The sequence below is a fragment of the Streptomyces fulvorobeus genome, from assembly GCF_013167895.1.
Lineage (GTDB): Bacteria > Actinomycetota > Actinomycetes > Streptomycetales > Streptomycetaceae > Streptomyces > Streptomyces fulvorobeus.
In genome coordinates, this window is the sequence record NZ_BLWC01000001.1 from 1,708,163 (window position 1) to 1,726,751 (window position 18,589).

Here is an 18,589-nt window from a genome sequence, read left to right on the forward strand (position 1 = left end):
CCGCCCGGCACGAAAATCCGCCGGGCGGGACCCGCCCGTTCGCCTCCTTCGTTCCGTACGGTACGAAGGAGGCCATCTGTCACGGCGAGACGAGGGGGCGGCATGGCCGGCTTGCGACTGGGACCACTGCTGCGGTACATCGACTGGGAGTCGGCTTCGTCGGCGACCGTCTGGATCGAGGCCGACCGTCCGTGCACGGTGGACGTCCGGTGCGCGGACGGGGCCTCCGGCTCGTCACCGACCTTCTCGGTCGCCGGGCACCACTACGCGCTGGTGGTCGTGACGGGCCTGACGCCGGGCACCACGACGGCGTACGAGGTCCTGCTCGGCGGCAGGCACGTGTGGCCGCCGGAGGACTCGCGCTTCCCCGACAGCACGATCACCACACCGCCGCTCGCCTCCCGGGACGCTCCGGTGCCGGTCCGGATCGCCTTCGGCTCCTGCCGCTGGGCGGCCCCGCCCGCCAGCGACGACGACCCCGCGGGCCCGGACGCCCTGGACACGCTCGCCGCCCGCCTGGCCGCCGACCCCGGCGCCCCGCGGCCCGACGCGCTGCTCCTGCTCGGCGACCAGGTGTACGCGGACGAGACCTCGCCGGCGACCCGGCGCAGGCTCGCCGCCCGCCGGGACATCAGTGAGCCGCCGGGGGCCGAGGTCGCGGACTACGAGGAGTACACCTACCTCTACGACGAGTCCTGGCGGGACCCGGAGGTGCGCTGGCTGCTCTCCACGGTCCCCAGCTCCATGATCTTCGACGATCACGACGTGATCGACGACTGGAACACCAGCGGCGCCTGGCTGGCCGAGATCCGCTCCACCCCCTGGTGGCACGAGCGGATCGTCAGCGGGCTGATGTCCTACTGGGTCTACCAGCACCTGGGCAACCTCTCCCCCGCCGCCCTGGCAGCCGACCCGCTCTACGCGGCGGTCCGCGCCCAGCCGGACGGCACCGAGCTCCTGCGCCGGTTCGCGGCCGATACCGCCGTCGAGCCGAGCCGCGCCCGCTGGAGCTACCGGCGCGATTTCGGCCGAGTCCGGGTGCTGATGGTGGACTCCCGGGCCGCCCGGGTCCTCGACGAACAGGAGCGCTCGATGCTGAGCGACGAGGAGGCCGCCTGGATGCGCCGGCAGGCCCTCGCCGACCCGGAGACGTACGACCACCTCCTGATCGGTACGTCGCTGCCGTGGCTCCTGCCGCCCCTCGTCCACGAGGCGGAGAACTGGAACGCCGCGCTGTGCCAGGGCGAGCGCGGCGGCCCCGACGGGCGCTGGGCGCGCTTCGGCGAGAAGCTCCGGCGCGGCGCCGACCTGGAACACTGGGCGGCTTTTCCCGATTCGTTCCGGCGGTTGACGGAGCTGTTGAGGGAGGTGGGGAGCGGAACGGACGCACCGGCGACGGTATGTGTGCTGTCGGGCGATGTGCATCACGCGTACATCGCGGAGCCCGAGTGGCCGGCGTCCACCCCCGGCGGGGTTCCCACGGCCCACATCGTGCAGCTGACCTGCTCACCTCTGCACAACTCGATCCCGCGCACCCTGCGGATCGGCTTCCGTTTCGGCTGGAGCCGGGCGGGCCGGTGGCTCGGCGGGCTGCTGGCGCGCCACGGGCGGTCGGGGCCGCCGCCGGTGCGCTGGGAGAAGAGCGGTGGACCGTGGTTCGGCAATCAGCTGATGACGCTGACGCTGCATGGCCGGAAAGCTGCGCTGACCTTGGTGCAGGCCACGGGGAAGTCGCGGGAGGCGCAGTTCGAGACCGTGCTCGACCGGGATCTGACCGTCGGTGAATGAGTGAATTCCAGCCAGACCACAGAATGTTGAACTTGCAAGCAACTCCGGGGTTTGTTAGGTCTTAGGCGCTCGATCGGCAATCGGCGCACGTCCCCCACAGACCGAAGGAGCCCTTCCCCATGTCCCTACGCCTCGATCAGGGCCGCCCGTACGCGCTGGCGGCGTTCCGCGTCGTCGTCGGCTTCCTCTTCGCCTGCCGCGGCGCCGCGTCACTCTTCGGAGTGCTCGGCGGCGACAGCGTCTCCACCGCGACCTGGCCCGGCTGGTACGCCGCGGTGATCCAGCTCGTCGGCGGCATCCTGGTGGTGCTCGGCCTCGGTACCCGGATCGCGGCCTTCGTCGCATCCGGTTCCATGGCGTACGCGTACTTCACGACGCACCAGGGTGAGGCCCTGTTCCCCCTCCAGAACGGCGGCGAACTCTCCGCGATGTTCTGCTGGGCCTTTTTCCTGCTCGTCTTCACCGGTCCCGGCGCCCTCGCCGCCGACGCGCTCCACCCGCGCGGTGGCTCCGCACAGGACGCCGGGCACCCGCGCGAGAAGGCGGCGGCCGTCACGGCCTGACCGTCTCTCCTGCCGAGGCGCGTCCGGCTCCCCGCCGCTCCGGGGAGCCGGACGCGCCTCGGCGTAGGGGACGGGCGGTACCGGCCCGGCCCGCGAACCGGGCTCACACCCTCCCGTAGAGCCCGTACCCGCTGCCAGGCCCGTGCGCAGTGGGTGGCGTGTACGACCCGAACCGCACGGTGAAGCACGCCAGCCGGTCGCCCGCGCCGCCCTGCTCGTCGTGGATGACCACCGACCGCGCGCCTCCCGCCCTGAAGTTCCAGGTCTGCCTGGCCTGCGCGGAACCGTTGCCCTTCGCGTCCGTCGTGAAGTCGAGCCACACCTCGTTGGCCGGGTCGGCCTGGGCGTCGGCCCGGTGCTGGTAGTGCGGTCCGGCCGCCTCCGGGTCGGCGCCGCAGGGGGAGGTGTGCACATGCATGCCGTAGGCGTGGCTCGGGAGCAGCCCGCGCAGCCGGGCGCCCACGACCGTTCCCGATCCGGTCGACTGCTGGGCGATCTCGATCCGGGCCGCCGCCGGGACACGCTTCGTGTCGTACGTGATCGCGCTTGAGGCGATGAACGCGTTGGGCGGCGCGAAGGACGCCTGCGACCGCGACCAGAACCCGCCGCCGGAGCCGACATTGCTCCCGGCACCGGTGTCACCGCCGGTGTCACCGCCCACTGCGCCGCCGACACCACCGGCCATCATCACGAGAACCGCGGCTCCCGCCACCGCCGCCGCCGCCCGCCCGGCCCGTACGGATGTCCCTGCTGCCACCATGTCCTGCTCCCTGCTCTCGTCGACCCCCCTGCCGATGCCGTTACGCACCCTCCCCGAAGTGCACATGAGCTGCACGACATCACCGACCCGAGGTGATGTCCAGGTGAATCGCGGGCGTACGCTGTACAGCTGGCGTCGACACGAATCAGGGAGTAGCAGTGCTTGAGAGTGTCGGCGCGCTGACCGGCAGCCCATGGATCTACGCGGTGGTCGCCCTCTCGGTGCTCCTGGACGTCTTCCTGCCCGTGCTCCCCAGCGGGGTCCTGGTGATCATGGCGGCCGCGGCCGCTGCCGCGGGCTCGACCACGGTCGCCGGCGCGGCGGACGAAGCGACGCGGCAGGTGCCCTCCCTTCTCGTCCTGATCCTCTGCGCGGCCACCGCATCGGTACTCGGTGATCTCGTCGCCTACCGCCTCGCGTGGCGCGGCGGCGACCGGCTGGACCGGGCCATCGCCCGCTCGCGCCGCCTCACCACCGCGCAGGCACGTCTCGGCACGGCGCTCAGCCGCGGCGGGGGCGCGCTCGTCGTCATCGCCCGGTTCGCACCGGCCGGCCGTTCCGTGGTCTCGCTCGGCGCGGGCGCCGCACACCGGACGGTGCTGGAGTTCCTGCCGTGGTCGGCCCTGGCCGGCGTCGCCTGGGCCGGCTACAGCGTGGGGCTCGGCTACTTCGGCGGTCAGTGGATGGGCGCGACCTGGCTGGGCACAGCGGTCTCCGTCCTCAGCCTCTTCCTGGTGGGCGCCCTGGCGGCACTCGTCGTCCGCCGCCCCTCGGCAGCCGCGGACTCCCCGGCCCCGGCGGTCACCGCCGTCTGACGGCAGGGCCCGGCCCCGCCCCCTCCTCAGCCCGTCTTGGCGGCCCCTCGTATCTCCAGGCTGTCCAGCAGCCGGTGAGTGGCCCCGGTGATCTCCTCGACGGCTCGCTCGAAGGCTTCACGGTTGTGCGCGGCGGGCGCACGGAAGCCGGAGACCTTGCGTACGTACTGGAGGGCGGCGGCGCGCATGTCCTCCTCGGTCGCCACATCGGGGAGGGCGGGCGGACGGAGCGTCTTGATGCTTCGGCACATGGGTCCAGTGTGTACCGGACCACTGACAACGGCAGGGCGGTCGGCCCCGCCGGGCCGCCGGGTTCTCGACCAGGTGGTGGTCGGGGCGTCGTCCATGGTCACCGACGAGAACGCCTTGACCGGCGGTGGTTCCCCGGGAGCGGGTATCCCCGGCCGAGGCGGCCGTATCGCACACCGCCTCGGCCGTGAGGAGCCCGCCGCGTGTTCCGCTGTGTTGTCAGAGGGCCGACTTGGAGCGGTAGGTGCACAGGGCCCAGATCACGAAGACGTCGACGGCGATCGAGACGACGGCCCAGACGGGCTGGTACGGCAGCCAGATGAAGTTGGCGATGATGCTGAGCGAGGCCAGCCCGACGCCCACTCCGCGGGCCCAGTCGGCTCCCTTCAGGATGCCCCACCCCACGACCAGCAGGATCACACCCAGAATCAGGTGGATCCAGCCCCAGGTGGTCGTGTTGAACTCGAAGACGTAGTTGTTCACACGGGCGTACACGTCGTCGGCGGCGATGCCCGCGATGCCCTTGACCACGGAGAGGAAACCGTCCACGAGGAGCAGGACCCCGGCGAACATCGTTCCCCCGGCAGCCCATGCGCTGCCGCTGTCGCCGACATCGGCTCGCCGCGCGTTGCCGGGCGTGGGTGCTGACTGTGACATGAGGACTCCTTTGCCGCGCCGGCCCCGACGGCCTTGCGGATCTGTCCTGCGCTGATGGGTCTGCGGCGATGTCCGTCCTGCGGTGCGTGACGCCCCTCAGGTGGGGTCCCGCCGCATGTCCGAGCCTGCGCGCCCCTCGTCCGCCCGGCCACCCGGCGGCACCCGAATGGGTGAGTCCACGCGGCGCGGCGTGGTGCACCGGCCGGTTCAGCTCCAGGTGTCGCGATCTCCACCGCGCCACTCGATCAGCTCGGGCTGGTCGAGATCGATCTCCTGGGCACCCGCGGCGAGCCCGGCCCGCCTCAGGAACGACGCCACGTCACCGCGCCCGTGCGCGAGCCCCACGATCCGCCCCCGCACGGTCACTCGCCGCCCTCCGGTGGCCGAGGGCGGGTACACGATCACGGGCGGATGACCGGACATGTCCTCACGATGTCCCTCGCCCGGCCGCGACGCATCCCGGGCAGGCGGCCGCGCGGGGACCGGCCGTCCTGGCGCGGGTATCGCCGTCACCGTCAAGAGCGCGCCCCTCCATACCCCGTAGGGGTAGAGATCCGGCCACTTCGGCCCACGGACGGCTCAACCGGGGGCACGCTCCCTACGGTCGGCGGAATTCCAGCGGCACACGTCCCACCATGAAGGAGGAACCGACATGCGGTGTGGCAAATGCGGCGGCCGGATGAGTGAGAACGCCGGCGGCTGGTGGACCTGCTGGGGCTGCGGCAACAGTCAGCCCTCGTATGCCGCAGTCCACCGGACGCCCCGGGTGCGCCGCCGGTTGCGGGCGTGACGCACCTGGAGCGGGAGGATCACCGAGCGGCGGCCGGACACCGTCCCGGCCACCCGGTGATCCCTCGTGGATCAGGAGCTCTCGGTGAAGAGAACGGACCAGGCGTAGCCGCTCAGATTGTCGTGCGGAACCCGCCGCACCTCCTTGACCTGGCAACCGTCGTGGGCGTACTTGAGTGCGAACCTGTCGAGACGTTCCGCGTCGGACAGTTCTTCCATGGAGAGCGGCGCTCCGATGACCAGGTCTTCGTGGAGGACTGCGCCAGTTGCGGAACCGTCTGAGCAGACCGAGCAGTGATGCGTTCTGGGTAGGGCCATATCTTCAGTGTGCGCCAGTCCCGGCCGCCGCGGAGCCACCGGGCCCCCGCTCCGGCGTGCGCGGCCCCGGAACGGTCCGCCCGCGCACGCCTCCTCACCGCCCCGCCGCCTCCTCCACGGCGGGCCGGGCGCGGACGACAGCCTGGTCGCCCCTCGGTCCGAACAGGTGCAGGATCTCCACGGCGCTCGCACCCGCGGGGCCGAACCAGTGCGGCTGCCCGGTGTCGAACTCGGCCAGCTCCCCAGGGCGCAGCAGGTACTCGGCGTCACCGAGGAGGAGGCGCAGCTCGCCCGCGAGGACGTACAGCCACTCGTAGCCGTCATGGGTCACCAGCTTCGGTTCGCGGGGCGCAAGCACCTGCTTGAACACCTGCACGCGCCCCGGGTACTGCGTCAGGGGTACGAGCGTGCTGCCGTGCGCCTTGCGCACGGGCGCGAGATGCACCCGCGGGTCGCCGCTCGCCGGTGCGGCGACCAGTTGGTCGAGGGCGACGCGGTGCTCGCGTGCCAGCGGGATGAGCAGGTCGAGGGTCGGGCGGCGTCTGCCCGACTCCAGACGCGACAGGGTGCTCACGGAGATCCCGGTCACCGCCGCGAGGGCGTCCAGCGTGAGCCCGCGGTCGCGGCGCAGCGCACGCAGCCGGGGTCCGATGCCACTCAGTATCCGTGCCAGTTCAGTGTCCACGTCCTCCATTTTGCGGTCTCCGCAAAAATACTGGGCCGCTGCCGCCGTACGGCCGGACTCTTGCCCTGCACGTGACCTCCCGCCACGTGACTTCCGACCGCGACTTCGACCGTGAGGCAACCCGTGACGACGCCCACTCCAACCGCCCCGCCCCCTCTGAGCGCGCGCAGGCGCCGGACGGTGCTGGCCGTCTGCTGCCTGAGCATGTTCCTGGTGGGCCTGGACACCACCATCGTCAACGTGGGTCTGCCCGCGATCGGGCGCGGCCTGGGGGTCGGGACCCATGGTCTGGAGTGGACCGTGGACGCGTACACCCTCGTCCTGGCCGGCCTGCTGATCTCCTCCGGCGCGCTGGCGGACCGGTTCGGGCGCCGGCGGGTGTTCCGGATCGGCCTGGTCCTCTTCGGCGTGGCCTCGCTGGCCTGCGCACTCGCCCCTTCGCTGGGCACACTCGTCGCGGCCCGCGCCGTCCAGGGGATCGGCGCCTCGATGCTCAGTCCGGTGGCCCTCGCGATCGTGGTGAGCGCGATACCCGACCCGAGGGAGCGAGCGCGGGCGATCGGCGTATGGGCATCGGTCTTCGGCCTGAGCATGGCCGCGGGCCCTGTCACCGGTGGCTTCCTCATCGAGGCGCTGGGCTGGCGGTCCATGTTCTGGATCAACGCACCGGTCGTCGTGGCCGCCCTCGTACTCACCGCCCTGTTCGTACCGGAGTCCCGCGCACGGCGGGCACAACGCCTGGACCTCCCGGGTCAGGTGCTGCTCTCCCTGGCCATCGGAGTCTCGGTCGGTACGCTCATCGAGGGCCCGCGCGTCGGCTGGACGTCCCCGGTGGCGCTCGCGATGTACGCGTCCACCGCGGCGGTGACGTTCGCCTTCGTACACGTCGAGTCCCGCCGGCAGGAACCGCTGATCGACCCCCGCCTCTTCCGCAACCCGGCCTTCACCAGCGCGGTCCTGGCCGCGGTGGCGGTCTTCGTGGCCCTGAACGTCGCGCTCCTGCTGAACACCCTCTATCTGCAGCAGACCCGCGACTGGTCACCGCTGGCCGCCGGAACGGCCACCCTGCCCATGGCGTTCGGAGCGACGGTCTGCGCTCCCTGGTCGGGCCGCCTGGTAGGCCGCACCGGACCACGCCTGCCGCTCGCCCTGGCCGGCGGCTTCCTCACGGCGGGCGGGCTCATCCTGACCGGACTCGAACAGGACACGAGCGTGCTGCTGCTCCTGCTCTCCTACCTGCTGATCGGCATCGGCTTCGGCTTCGCGAACGCCCCGATCACCAACACGGCGATCAGCGCCCTCCCACCCGCCCGGGCGGCCGTGGCTGGCGGGATCACCTCTTCCGCCCGCCAGTTCGGCGCCGCTCTGGGCATCGCCCTCGCCGGCGCCCTGGTAGCGACCACCGCCCCGGACCACCTCGCCCACGCCTCCCGCCCGGGCTGGGCCCTGGTCGCGGCCTGCGGGACCCTGCTGCTGCTCCTCGCCCACGCCGCCCGCCCGAAGAAGCGCCTCACTCACTCGGCGCCCGCACCAGCGAAGTGAGCGCGGCCGGCTGAGGAACGGCGGCGTCAGGCGGGCCGGGGCACGATGCTCAGCGCGCGGTAGTCGTAGCCGTCCTGCTTGAAGCCAGGCGCTTCCCACCTGAGGTCTACCTGCTGCCCGGGGGTCAGCGTGCGGAACCCCGCCATCTCCAGGGTGGAGTAGTGCCCCCAGCACCCGCCGGGGGTCTCAGGGGAGTCGAGCACTCCCCACCCTTCCTCATCGCGCCACTCGCGGACAGTCGCCGTCACCATGGCTGGAATCCTAGGGCTGTTGGCCGACGGTTTCGGGCGCTCGAACCGCTCCCATGGGCTCTCCTCGCACCGTCGCATCGCGGTCTTGTGGACGTGACTGGCAGAGGCCAGACTCATGAGTCACCAGCAAGATGGTCCACGACATCGAGGAGAGTCATGCGGCGTTTACCTTCGGCGCTGTTCGGTGCCGCAATTCTGGCCCTAGGGGCATGGGCCTCTCCGGCTGCCGCGTCCTCCCCTCAGGCTGCGGAAGATCTGTCCCCCGCGCGGACGACAGTCAATGAGCAGAAGTGCAGCGTCATCGGAACCGACTCCCGGCTATGTCTGGCCTTGGTCAGTTCGACGTTCATCGGGCAGGCAACCGTCCACTACCCTCCGACGAACTGTGCCGGCTACCGTGTCTCCCTCATCGAGTGGTCCACCGGCAGGCCGGTGGCATCCACCAGTCTCAGGCCCTGTAGCGAGACTCCCTCGAAACAGGTGACCGCCGACGCCTCGCGCTTCGCACAGCTGACGGCATACGCGGAGTTCGTGATGTACAACAGCGCCGGCGCCCAGATCTACTACGGTTCCACCCCTCCGATCACCTACCCCTGAACGCGTGGGTGACGGGCGGGAGCGTCCCGTTGGTCTCAGAAGTGGATGTCGAAGGCCCCCAGCCATGATCGGCTGGGGCCTTCGTACTGGTGGGCGCGGACGGTTTCGAACCGCCGACATCTGCTTTGTAAGTTCGGCCGGAGGTGGTCAAGGACCCTGGCGGGCCCGGCCGCGACTGCCGTCCATGGCTCTCCGGGGCTGCCGTTGTGCACCGACGTTGATGTCGGCCATGGATGTCAGCTCACGGGTTCGGCATCTGCTCGTCGGCTGCCCTGCGCGGTCGCGTCAAAGCCGCTGCGGCGCGCCTGTCGTCAGCGTGCTTCTGCTCTATCGAGGCTCGCAACTCCGCAGGGGTCGGCCATGGCGCGCGCCGGTGGATCATGCGGTGACAGTTGGCGCAGATGAGGGCGAGATCGCTGAGCTTGGTGCGGCCCTCCCCCGCTACATGGAGCGGAAGGACGTGATGGCACTCGATGTACCCGGCACCGCGATCCCCGTAGATCTTCTCGAAGTCGAAGCCGCACGCCTCACAAGCGAGCTGTCCGCCACGCTGAAGAACAGAAGCGATCTTCTTCTTACGCAGGCTCTTGTTCCGTTCACGCGCCCGGTGCCGCCGCATGAGCAGCCGCCCCTCCGGCGCGCTGTAGTCGTCGCCGAACTCCTCGTCCTCGGTCGGCGCGAAGGACTGCAATTCGCCAGTCGTGATCCCCTGACGGATCAGCCGCGCGGCCTCGGTCATCTCCTGCGGCCGGGCAAGGAACTCATGCAACACAGCGACATCCAGCACGCCACCGTTGGTGGGCTTCCCCCGATACTCGGGGTGGCGAGTGGCGATGTCGAACGTCTTACGGGCGACGCCGTTGGAGTTGCGGAACTTCTCGTTGCGGTCCGCCTCCGCGTGGATGGGCAGCAACTGGAGGAGGGCAGACAGCTCCACCACTCGGCCGTCCTCGGCGTCCAACCCCTTCCATCCGTTCTGCATCACAAGGTGGCAGGCAAGGATGATCTCGTCGCGAGCCCAGTCCGGGTTCTTGATGGCCTTGACCTCGAAGCCAACCCGCTTGAGCCACGCCGCGGCATGATCCTTGCCCCCGCTGAACTCGTCCGGCGTGAGGGCCCGCCCCTGATCCCACTTGTGGGCCACCCCGGCGACGGCCTTGGAGTCGTACTCCTGGCCCTCGTGAACCAGCACGTAGGACCGCGCCTCCCCGAAGCCGTACTTCGTCAGGAAGGCTTCACGCCCCAACTCGTCATGCTCCGCCAGGACCTTGAGCACGGACTTTCGCGTGATCGCTCCTCTTCGCATAGGAAGATCGTAGGGCCGGGTACTGACAACACCCTCGGCGTCCGACAGGCGCATCGTAGTGGCGTACGGCATCTTCGTCTGGAAGCGACAGCTACCTCTTACAGTGTTGGCAGGCTGCCAGGCATTGCTCCTTGGCCTTGTCCTCGGCCATCGACTCCTGGCCCATGTAAGTGTGCTGTTTCCCGTTAAGCGACGGGCAGTCAACATCACTGTGGTACTTGGAGCGGTACTCCCCGATGCGTACGTAGACAGCGCTCATAGGGTTCCTCTACTGGCTGCGTCAGCGTCATGGATTCAGCCCACGGCAAGAAACACCCCATCTTGCCTGACGTCCATCCCTAGAGGGAAGCCCGTGGAGTCAGGGACCTGTGACCTGCAGTGTCGCCGCTGGCGGCCGGGCTCAACTGTCACCGCCTGGCGCTGTTGGTCGGCCTCGGGGATCGTCGGACGGCCCAGGGACGGCCCAGGCCGTTTTGCCGTTCTCGCGCTCACCTTGGCTCACAACCCTTCTGACGTCGAGCCACGTGGGCACTCCGTGCCAAGATTCCAGGCACTTGATGCCAATTTCCTCTAAAGTGCATCATTTCAGGTAGATCCGACTCTACGATACGCACACCCTGAGAGGAGGGCGTGCATGATTCTGCGCGAGTTCTTGTACGTGGACACTGACAAAGTCAGGGCAATGCTGGCTCAGCTTGACGGCGGCATTGCGGAGGAATCGAGAGAGACCGAACGCAAGGAGAAAAGGACGACTCTCGGGCCGCGTGTTGCTGGCCAATATTTTCAAGGCACTGGAAGCGAAACGTACACCAATAAATCCCTTGGTGACGCCTTGTTTCCGACGCTCGAAGACGCTTTGGAGTCAGAATCGCTACTCCGGGACGTCTCCGAAGAGGTATCCGACCCACAGCAATGGAGTTCTGGCGAATTGAGGAGGGCGCTACCTCCGGGGTCATTGATCAGAATCACCGCCATGGGCTCCCTATTTGACACTCGCTATGCAGCCTCAGCGTTTTCCGCCTTTGGCTCCGTCGTGATGGGGCTCAACGATCTTGGTTATATGCAAACCGTCAAGCCTGCGATTCAGGGCAAATCCAGGCAAGGGCAACAGGGGCGGACACCTAAGCAGAAAACGGCAGACGGGCCCGTTGCGCTTGAGGACTCAATTCCAGACTTTCCTGATATCGGAGGCGCTGACGGGAAAACCCTGAGAGCGTTCGTAAAGGTCTCCAAGGGAGTTTTCGCTCCTGGCCTCCACGTGAACCTCACTCCGGTAGAGGGCGTCCTCATCAACTCACGCCTGCAGGAGGGGCGTCAGTACCTGGACAGTGAATCCGACATCCTGTTCGCCCGATATGGGACAGAGCGACAGGAGTGGACCGTGGTAGGCAGCATTGGAAGCTACGGAACAGAGGAGACCTCTCTCCCCAATATGGAATTCCATAATGCGGATGGCACGGTGAACCGCGCGAAGTTCGCAGATTCCATGAATGCCCAGATGCGAAATCTCGGCCGCCTTGGCTTCATTGACCTTCCGCAGCAGCCAGGGTTTTCGCTCATCCCATTCGCCGTTTATCGGTCAATCCCCCGCAGCGACGCCGTGGCGGTTACCAGACGGCACGAGTAGTTGCCCGTGGATTCCGGAGGCTTCCCGCACACCTCTGGAAACACGACCCAGATAGCCCACCACTCACCCCGGCTCCCATCCCGTCCGCCTTCGACCCACACACCGTGGAGCGGTCGTGGTTCAGGGCGTCAAGGTGGAGCGCGCCACTGTACGAACGACCTTGACGCCCTGGGCCGCGACTGCTCGGCTCTGCCTGGGTCGAAGGTGGTCGGGATGGGAGCCCCACGACGCTCGCCACGAATCCGCCGGCACTCGCGAACGGCGCCCCTCCCATCCCGGAGTCTGAGCGCCCCCGCCGGAGGCATCTCGTGAAGCCGCGGGCTTGGTTCTCGTCTCATGCCCCACGGGCCTATCCACTGTGGGCGCGCGTCGGCGGCGGCAGCGCCGAGCGGGCCGAAGGCAGGAGCGCGGGCGCAGCCAGAGCCGGGAAGCGCGCCCGGCGGAGCGGAGCGCAGCCGGGTGCCTTGATGAGGTAGAGAAACCTGTAACAACCCTGCAAGGCTCGACAGCTAGGCGACCTTGTGGCGTTGGGTTCGCTCCTGCTCCCATGGGGGCCTGGTGTACCTGATCGATGGGGGCGAGCATGGTTGCGTTACGGGTGTCGGAGTGGAAGCGGCACGGTCTGGATCGGCTCTACGTGAACGCACCCGATGGCAAAGCTGTTGCGTGGTTCGACAGGCGCACGGGACACATTGAGATCGTTGACGAGAGGCTGCGACCGCAGATCTTGGAAGCCTTGACCCCGTACATGATCCGGTCGGCCGCTTCGGCTAGTGGTGCTGCATCGACGCTGCGGACTCCCCCACCCTCCGACTACGACCTAGCTTCACGTCGTCCTGGCCAGGCGTTGAGAGACAAGATCAGGGCAGATTGCCCGAGCCTGATCCAACGCTCTCTCGCGTGGGCGTTGCGTCGCCCCGAGAATGCCTCCTGGAGGACAGGACTACGTGGCGAACTCATAGTCAGTCGCGAACTGACACGACTCCGTCGGCACGGCTGGCGCGCACTGCACTCCATACCGCTGTCCCCAACATGGGATATCGATCATCTGCTCATTGGGCCTGGCGGAGTCTTCTCAATCAACACGAAGCACCACCGGGACAAGACCGTATGGGTCGGTGACCATGTCGCCCGGATCAATCACGGGGAGGGTCGGCCCTACCCTCGTAGCAGTCGGCGTGAGGCTGCCGTCGTGAGGAGAGTACTCGATCGCGAGTGCAGGTTCGCAGTCGAAGTGAACCCCGTGCTTGTCTTCGTCAAGCCAGCCAAACTTACCGTGCAACCCTCATTGCAAGACGTACGGGCCATCGAGAATCGACAACTGGCCACACTGGGTCCTCTGACTGGTGTCTTAAGTCCGGAGCAAGTCGACGCTGTGTATGCCGTGGCTCGCGATCAGCGTTCCTGGACTGGCGCAGTCTGATGCAACGCCTCCCAGCATGACTCCTGATGGGGCCGCGTCAGCCAGAAGGGATGAGTCGGCTCGTGAACCCTGCTAGACACAGGCGCTCATACGCTTCCAGCACGTTTTCCGGTACTGGTTCGTGAATCATGAACCCCTGGGTCGGATAGATGAGCAACCGCTGGAGTGCGCCCACAAGCATGTCAATCACCAGACGGGCGTCCCCGATCGAGTCCACGTACTCGCTCAGCGACATTGGAGACGACGCGCTGACGATCTCGACCTCGGGCCAGAGCTTGCGTGCCGTGGCGTAAGCACGCCTTTCCTCGTAGGGCTTGCTGATCAGCAGAACGCTCGACACCTCGACCCGGGCCTCTTCGAGCACAGCCTTAGAGAAGCGGATGTTCTCGCCGGTGTTGCGCGCCTTCGGCTCAACGAGCACGGCAGATGAGGGAACACCCAGCTCCAGGGCTCTTTCTCGGTAGTGGACCGCTTCGCCGCGCGGCATGCGCTCCCGAGTCGTGGGGCTGCTCGCTCCGGTGAACAAGAGCAGTGGAACTACGCCCTTGTGGTATGCGGCAACCGCTGCGTCTGCCACACCTAGGTCGTGGCTTCCCAGCCCGATCGCAACCGAGCACGGACGAAGCGCGTGCCCCATCTGGTGGTAGTCCCACAGGACCCGCGTATCGCCCCACACCTGTTCTGAGATCATCACTCCGCTTCCGCTTTCCTCGCTGAGTCCGGGACCTTGAAGTCGTATTCCCAGGCGAAGCGCGAGGCTGCGTGTACACCGATGGCGAACTCCACCACGGTGCCATCGGCTGTGTAGGTGGTTCGATGCAGCTCGACAACGGGTTCGCCCGGCGGTAGCTGCAAGGTCTTCACCTCGCCTGAGGTAGCAGCGCGGGCGAAGATCGCTTCCTTCATGTGGTCGATCTCGTACCCCGCGTCGTAGAGCACACGGAACCCACCGCCCCGGCCGGCCGGGCCAGGTGTCGGATCGACCAAACGAGTGCCTTCGACGTGCTCAGGCCGGTAGTAGCTGGTCAAGGTGTGCGTCGGCTGCTCACCTTCCTTCACCAACCGCGCTCGGGCGTAGACCTCCGCTCCCTCTGAGAGACCGTGTGCTGCCGCCACGGAAGGCGGGGCCTCAACAAGACTCACCGTCTGCGTCTGTTCATTGCGCCGATAGGTGCGTCCGGATGCCACGCGGTCCGCGATGAACGCCACCTCGTCACCGTCACGCCACTTGGCCTTGTCGTACCGGGCGATACCCAACCGCTTGAGCGGTACCTGCTGGCGTACCACCGTGCCGTGTCCTCGGGATGACGTGACCAGACCTTCGGCTTCAAGAGCCTTGTAGGCGGCGTGGACCGTGGACTTAGAGCCCTCACCAGCGTCAACCAAGTCCCGAATATGCGGGAGCCGCGCGCCCGGACCGTACTCACCTGCCTTGATCTGATTAGCCAGCTTGTCTGCCAGCTCTCGCCACTTGGGCGTCATCCCGAACTCCTCACGTCGGAGCTAAGTCAAACACAGTCCCAGGACTGTTGACAGTCCCAGGACTGCGGTCCATAGTCTTGCTTAGCGGTTCGCAGTCCCAGGACAGCGAACGTTGAGGGCCCTCTTTGGGCTGCTCCACTCAATCCAGGGAGTATCAGATGCCGTCCTTCAAGATCGATGTTTCGAGCGCTGTCGTGTTCGTGGCGACGCCTCCGACGCCGAAGCTCGTGAGCAAGCAGACCGGTGAGATCGCGATCGACCGGGAGACCGGTGCCCCGCTCGCGACGGTGGGTCTGCTGGTCGCGGACGAGGGAGAGGGCAACCTGTACCAGGTGACCGTGCCGAACACGGGCGTCCCGGAGAACCTGGCCCCCGGCACCCCGGTCACGGTGATCGGCCTCAAGGCCCGGGACTGGGAGAACACGTTCAACGGCCAGACCCGCCACGGGATCAGCTTCCGCGCGGTCGCTGTGACCCCGCTGGGGGCCTGATCATGTCCGACCTGTCCACGGTGATCGAGGTGGCGGGGGCCTTATCGGCCGCCGGTGGCCTCGGCTACGCGAAGGCCCGGTCCCCGCGGGTGTTCTGGTCGCTGGTCGGCGCACCGGTCGCCCGGGTCCGGTTCACGGTGACGTACCGGGCGACGATGGATGTGTGCGGGCTGACGGTCCAGCCGTCCCGCCTGCGGGCGTTCATGGTCCGCAACGTGGCCCGCCAGGAAGTCCAGCCCGTTCCCCCGCAGGTCCGCCGGGTCCGCTACTCCTCGACCGGGATGCGGGCGACGCTTCGCCTTCCGGCCGGTCTGGAGCCTGCTGACGTGTCCGCCGCTTCCGAGCGTCTGCGGCACGCCTGGGGCGTCCACTCGGTGCACGTGGTCGAGGTGAAGCCGGGGTTCGTGGAACTGCGGATGACCGGCTACGACGTTCTGCGCCGCGTGAAGATGCCCCGCCGCCTCCCCCGCAACGTCACCGCCGGTCCGCTGGTCGTCCCCGTTGCTCTGCGGGAGGACGGCACGGCGTTCGTCCGGGACTATCAGAAGGTCCCGCACGCCCTGACGGTGGGGGCGAACCAGTCGGGCAAGTCGATGTATCAGCGCAACCTCATCTCCGGTCTGGCCAAGCTCCCCGTCGGTCTGGTCGGGATCGACTGCAAGCGGGGTGTCGAACAGGGCGGGTACGCGCCCCGCCTCTCCGCCCTGGCGGTCACTCCGGATGAGGCGGACGGGCTGCTGGAAGCCCTCGTGGGGGAGATGGAAGAGCGCTTCGACCTCCTCAGCGACCACGGCGTCTCGGACCTGTGGGGTCTGCCTGCCGCGGTGCGGCCGGTGCCGCTGGTGGTCCTGGTCGATGAAGTCGCGGAACTGTTCCTCGTCGCTGCGAAGAAGGATGAGGAGCGGCGGGACCGGATGGTGATGCGGATGATCCGGCTCGCGCAGATGGCCCGTGCAGTGGGGATCTTCCTGGAGGTGTGCGGGCAGCGTTTCGGCTCCGACCTCGGCAAGGGCGCGACCGCCCTGCGGGCTCAGCTCACGGGCCGTGTGGTGCACCGGGTCAACGACAAGCAGACCGCTGAAATGGCCCTCGGGGACATTGCCCCCGAAGCGGTCTTCGCCGCGACCACTATCCCCCCGGACCGTCCCGGTGTCGCCGTGGCTGGGGACTCCTCCGGTGGCTGGTCCCGTATCCGCACCCCCGCCATGACTCCGGCCGAAGCGGTCGCGGTCTGCCGGGAGTACGCGCACCTCACCCCGCACCTTGCCGCTCTGGCACCGTTCCGGCCGGCCGTTTCCGCCGCCCCGGCCCCGGGCTCACCGCTCCTCAAGCCTCGCCCGGCAACCAGCTAACTCACCACCTCGTACGGCTAGTTGGCGTGACTGTCTCGCGCCCGGTCCCTACCCCGCCCATGCCCGGAACCGGAAGGAATCCCCGCCATGGCCACCCAACGGACCACCACCAAGACCCCGAAGAGCCCCGTCCCCGTCCCGGTCGAACCGGCTTCGTGTCAGCCGTGCGGCGGGTCCGGGATGGTCCCCGTCACGGTGCGGGTTGGTCGCAAGCGCCGCCCGGTCGGCCAGCAGGACGGGCTCTGCCTCAACTGCCTCGGCTCCGGCACCGACCCCGACGCCTGACCCCCTTCGCCTCGGTGCCGGGCGGTGAACCCGTATCCCGCCCGGCCCCGGCCCCGCCCCTTCGAAAGGAGGTGAACCCGTGTCCCGCATCCGAATCGACGCCGTACTCGTCCAGGCCGTCATCGCCGGTGCCCTGTCCTTCGCCCACCTGCACGACCTGGCCGCAGCCGCCGGGCAGGACGGCTGGAAAGCCTGGGCCTACCCGGTCAGCGTTGATCTGCTCCTTGTCGCCGCCTGGCGCCGTATGCGCACCACCGCGGACAACCGTGCTGCCTGGGCCTGGTTCGTCATCGCTCTCGCCGCATCGCTGGGCGCGAACGTCGCCACCGCCGGACTCCTCGACCTCGGTGACGTTCCCGCCTGGCTGCGCATCCTCGTCGCCGGATGGCCAGCCCTCGCCTTCCTCGGCGGAACCCTCCTCGTCCACAGCCCCGCCGCCGCGCCCACTGAGCCCCAGCCCGTCACGGCGGCAACGCTGCCCGCCCCTTCCGAACCCGAACCGGCCCCAGACGTGACAGTGGAGCGGACGCCCGAACCGGCCCCCGAACTTCCTCCCGCGCCTGCTCCTGAGGAAGCCGCGGCACCTGCTCCGGCTCCGGTGTCCGCTCCGGCCGCGGCCGTTCCTCCGGCCCTTCTGGATCACGCCCGGAAGCTCGCCGACACCCACCAGGCCACCACCGGCAGCCGGATCGACTCCGCCACCCTGCGCGCCCGCCTCGGTGTCCCCGCACCCCTCGCCGACGCCATCACCGCCCAACTCACCTAATCAATAAGGAGGTTCATGTCATGGCGCGCCCGAATCGTTTCACCAACGTGCTCCGCGTCGGCCCCGTTCAGGTCGGCACCCACCACGACGGCCGCGGCCGGACCAAGCACACCGCCGCCTGCACCGCCCCCGGCTGCAACTTCTCCGCCGACTACCTCAACCGCTCCGCCGCCGAACTCGCCGCCCGCACCCACCGCTGCAACCCCTGACAGGAGGCCCACCCGTGTTCACCCCGAAGATCCCGCCCCCGGACACCGCCCCCACCCCGGCAACGTCCCTCGTCCAGCCGCTCACCGGCATCACTCACACCCCGGCCTGCACCTGCCACCACAACCCCAGCGTCGCCCCGGTTCCGGCGCCCGTTCCGGCCGCTCCGGTCTCCCGGCCGGCCGTTCAGCTCACCCCGGGCTCGCTCCTCGTCGCCGCCGCGGGCGGGACCGCCATGGTCCTGATCATCGGCACGGTCCTGGTCTCGATGCTCCTCGCGACCGCGATCACCGCCGCCTCGGTCGCGATCTGCGCGGTCGTCCTGCGCTCGCTGCTCAACCGCCCGCACAACCGCTAACAGCCCCCGGGGCGGCATCTACCGCCAAGTTTCCGCCGCCCCGGGCGCCCACCACTTCCAGATCCAACGGACCCGAAAGGGAAATCCCATCATGCCCCAGCACACCCCGCCCCGGCCGATCTGCGGCCACTGCGACGGCTTCCCCACCGTCACCATCACCACCGGCACCCGCACCCCCGACGGGCAGCGCCAGACCATCACCGCCCACTGCCCCGCCTGCCGCGGCACCGGCCACACGACCCCGCCCGTGCCCACACCCGGATCGGGGCCTGAGCGCC

22 protein-coding genes and 1 pseudogene are annotated in these 18,589 nt (G+C 68.6%); 13 read left to right on the top strand and 10 right to left on the bottom strand.

Features of this window, described 5'->3' with window-relative positions:
* Nucleotides 1–102 precede the first annotated feature (102 nt).
* Both Sfulv_RS07685 and Sfulv_RS07690 read left to right on the top strand, forming a co-directional pair.
* Nucleotides 103–1,788 (top strand): alkaline phosphatase D family protein, encoded by a 1,686-nt coding sequence (locus Sfulv_RS07685; protein ID WP_173312990.1) that lies wholly within the window; start codon nt 103–105, stop codon nt 1,786–1,788.
* Nucleotides 1,789–1,907: 119 nt separating this feature from the next.
* Nucleotides 1,908–2,351 carry a DoxX family protein gene (locus Sfulv_RS07690; protein WP_173312991.1) on the top strand — a complete coding sequence of 148 codons (444 nt, stop codon included), beginning with the start codon at nt 1,908–1,910 and terminating at the stop codon, nt 2,349–2,351.
* A gap of 103 nt (nt 2,352–2,454) precedes the next feature.
* Here the strand turns inward: Sfulv_RS07690 and Sfulv_RS07695 are convergent, their stop codons facing one another.
* Nucleotides 2,455–3,111, bottom strand: a complete 657-nt coding sequence (locus Sfulv_RS07695; RefSeq protein ID WP_173312992.1) for a superoxide dismutase family protein — start codon at nt 3,109–3,111, stop codon at nt 2,455–2,457.
* A gap of 158 nt (nt 3,112–3,269) precedes the next feature.
* On the opposite strand from Sfulv_RS07695, the gene Sfulv_RS07700 reads away from it, so the two are divergent.
* Nucleotides 3,270–3,926: a DedA family protein gene (locus Sfulv_RS07700; protein WP_173312993.1), complete on the top strand. Its 657-nt coding sequence runs from the start codon at nt 3,270–3,272 to the stop codon at nt 3,924–3,926.
* A gap of 26 nt (nt 3,927–3,952) precedes the next feature.
* Here the strand turns inward: Sfulv_RS07700 and Sfulv_RS07705 are convergent, their stop codons facing one another.
* From Sfulv_RS07705 to Sfulv_RS07725, 5 genes are all read right to left on the bottom strand, one after another.
* Nucleotides 3,953–4,177 (bottom strand): DUF2277 domain-containing protein, encoded by a 225-nt coding sequence (locus Sfulv_RS07705; RefSeq protein ID WP_173312994.1) that lies wholly within the window; start codon nt 4,175–4,177, stop codon nt 3,953–3,955.
* Nucleotides 4,178–4,394: 217 nt separating this feature from the next.
* The gene (locus tag Sfulv_RS07710; RefSeq protein ID WP_173312995.1) at nt 4,395–4,832 is read right to left on the bottom strand and encodes a DUF7144 family membrane protein; all 438 of its coding nucleotides are present in this window, start codon (nt 4,830–4,832) and stop codon (nt 4,395–4,397) included.
* 207 nt (nt 4,833–5,039) lie between these two features.
* Nucleotides 5,040–5,255 (bottom strand): hypothetical protein, encoded by a 216-nt coding sequence (locus tag Sfulv_RS07715; RefSeq protein WP_173312996.1) that lies wholly within the window; start codon nt 5,253–5,255, stop codon nt 5,040–5,042.
* 438 nt (nt 5,256–5,693) lie between these two features.
* A complete protein-coding gene (locus tag Sfulv_RS07720; protein WP_173312997.1) occupies nt 5,694–5,939 on the bottom strand; it encodes a hypothetical protein in 246 nt (81 codons plus the stop codon).
* 94 nt (nt 5,940–6,033) lie between these two features.
* Nucleotides 6,034–6,633: an XRE family transcriptional regulator gene (locus tag Sfulv_RS07725; RefSeq protein ID WP_173312998.1), complete on the bottom strand. Its 600-nt coding sequence runs from the start codon at nt 6,631–6,633 to the stop codon at nt 6,034–6,036.
* Nucleotides 6,634–6,747: 114 nt separating this feature from the next.
* Here Sfulv_RS07725 and Sfulv_RS07730 point away from each other — a divergent pair, with 114 nt between their 5' ends.
* Nucleotides 6,748–8,166: an MFS transporter gene (locus Sfulv_RS07730; protein ID WP_256668829.1), complete on the top strand. Its 1,419-nt coding sequence runs from the start codon at nt 6,748–6,750 to the stop codon at nt 8,164–8,166.
* 26 nt (nt 8,167–8,192) lie between these two features.
* Here the strand turns inward: Sfulv_RS07730 and Sfulv_RS07735 are convergent, their stop codons facing one another.
* A complete protein-coding gene (locus Sfulv_RS07735) occupies nt 8,193–8,417 on the bottom strand; it encodes a cold-shock protein (protein WP_173312999.1) in 225 nt (74 codons plus the stop codon).
* A gap of 838 nt (nt 8,418–9,255) precedes the next feature.
* Nucleotides 9,256–10,320 (bottom strand): HNH endonuclease, encoded by a 1,065-nt coding sequence (locus Sfulv_RS07740; RefSeq protein ID WP_173317667.1) that lies wholly within the window; start codon nt 10,318–10,320, stop codon nt 9,256–9,258.
* A gap of 634 nt (nt 10,321–10,954) precedes the next feature.
* Here Sfulv_RS07740 and Sfulv_RS07745 point away from each other — a divergent pair.
* Together Sfulv_RS07745 and Sfulv_RS07750 are read left to right on the top strand one after the other, a co-directional pair.
* Nucleotides 10,955–11,947 (top strand): DUF6414 family protein, encoded by a 993-nt coding sequence (locus Sfulv_RS07745; protein WP_173313000.1) that lies wholly within the window; start codon nt 10,955–10,957, stop codon nt 11,945–11,947.
* Between the two features lie 748 nt (nt 11,948–12,695).
* Nucleotides 12,696–13,370, top strand: a complete 675-nt coding sequence (locus Sfulv_RS07750) for a nuclease-related domain-containing protein (protein WP_246353461.1) — start codon at nt 12,696–12,698, stop codon at nt 13,368–13,370.
* 37 nt (nt 13,371–13,407) lie between these two features.
* Here Sfulv_RS07750 and Sfulv_RS07755 read toward each other — a convergent pair whose 3' ends face one another.
* Complete coding sequence (locus tag Sfulv_RS07755) at nt 13,408–14,061, bottom strand: YdcF family protein (protein ID WP_173313002.1); 654 nt, start codon at nt 14,059–14,061, stop codon at nt 13,408–13,410.
* A complete protein-coding gene (locus Sfulv_RS07760; RefSeq protein WP_173313003.1) occupies nt 14,061–14,852 on the bottom strand; it encodes a GntR family transcriptional regulator in 792 nt (263 codons plus the stop codon). Before Sfulv_RS07760 ends, Sfulv_RS07755 begins: the two co-directional genes overlap by 1 nt.
* Before the next feature lie 158 nt (nt 14,853–15,010).
* Here Sfulv_RS07760 and Sfulv_RS07765 point away from each other — a divergent pair, with 158 nt between their 5' ends.
* The 7 genes and pseudogenes from Sfulv_RS07765 (at nt 15,011) to Sfulv_RS30180 (ending at nt 18,584) form a co-directional block, all read left to right on the top strand.
* Nucleotides 15,011–15,343, top strand: a complete 333-nt coding sequence (locus Sfulv_RS07765; RefSeq protein ID WP_173313004.1) for an SCO3933 family regulatory protein — start codon at nt 15,011–15,013, stop codon at nt 15,341–15,343.
* A gap of 2 nt (nt 15,344–15,345) precedes the next feature.
* Nucleotides 15,346–16,695 (top strand): FtsK/SpoIIIE domain-containing protein, encoded by a 1,350-nt coding sequence (locus tag Sfulv_RS07770; RefSeq protein WP_173313005.1) that lies wholly within the window; start codon nt 15,346–15,348, stop codon nt 16,693–16,695.
* An 87-nt stretch (nt 16,696–16,782) separates the two neighbouring features.
* Nucleotides 16,783–16,980 carry a hypothetical protein gene (locus Sfulv_RS07775; RefSeq protein WP_173313006.1) on the top strand — a complete coding sequence of 66 codons (198 nt, stop codon included), beginning with the start codon at nt 16,783–16,785 and terminating at the stop codon, nt 16,978–16,980.
* Nucleotides 16,981–17,059: 79 nt separating this feature from the next.
* Complete coding sequence (locus Sfulv_RS07780) at nt 17,060–17,746, top strand: DUF2637 domain-containing protein (protein ID WP_173313007.1); 687 nt, start codon at nt 17,060–17,062, stop codon at nt 17,744–17,746.
* A gap of 20 nt (nt 17,747–17,766) precedes the next feature.
* Nucleotides 17,767–17,955, top strand: coding sequence for a mobile element transfer protein (locus Sfulv_RS07785; protein ID WP_030075804.1), 189 nt, complete (start codon nt 17,767–17,769; stop codon nt 17,953–17,955).
* Nucleotides 17,956–17,969: 14 nt separating this feature from the next.
* Nucleotides 17,970–18,311, top strand: coding sequence for a SpdD protein (locus tag Sfulv_RS07790; protein WP_173313008.1), 342 nt, complete (start codon nt 17,970–17,972; stop codon nt 18,309–18,311).
* Nucleotides 18,312–18,402: 91 nt separating this feature from the next.
* Nucleotides 18,403–18,584: pseudogene (locus tag Sfulv_RS30180) on the top strand (hypothetical protein).
* Nucleotides 18,585–18,589 lie beyond the last annotated feature (5 nt).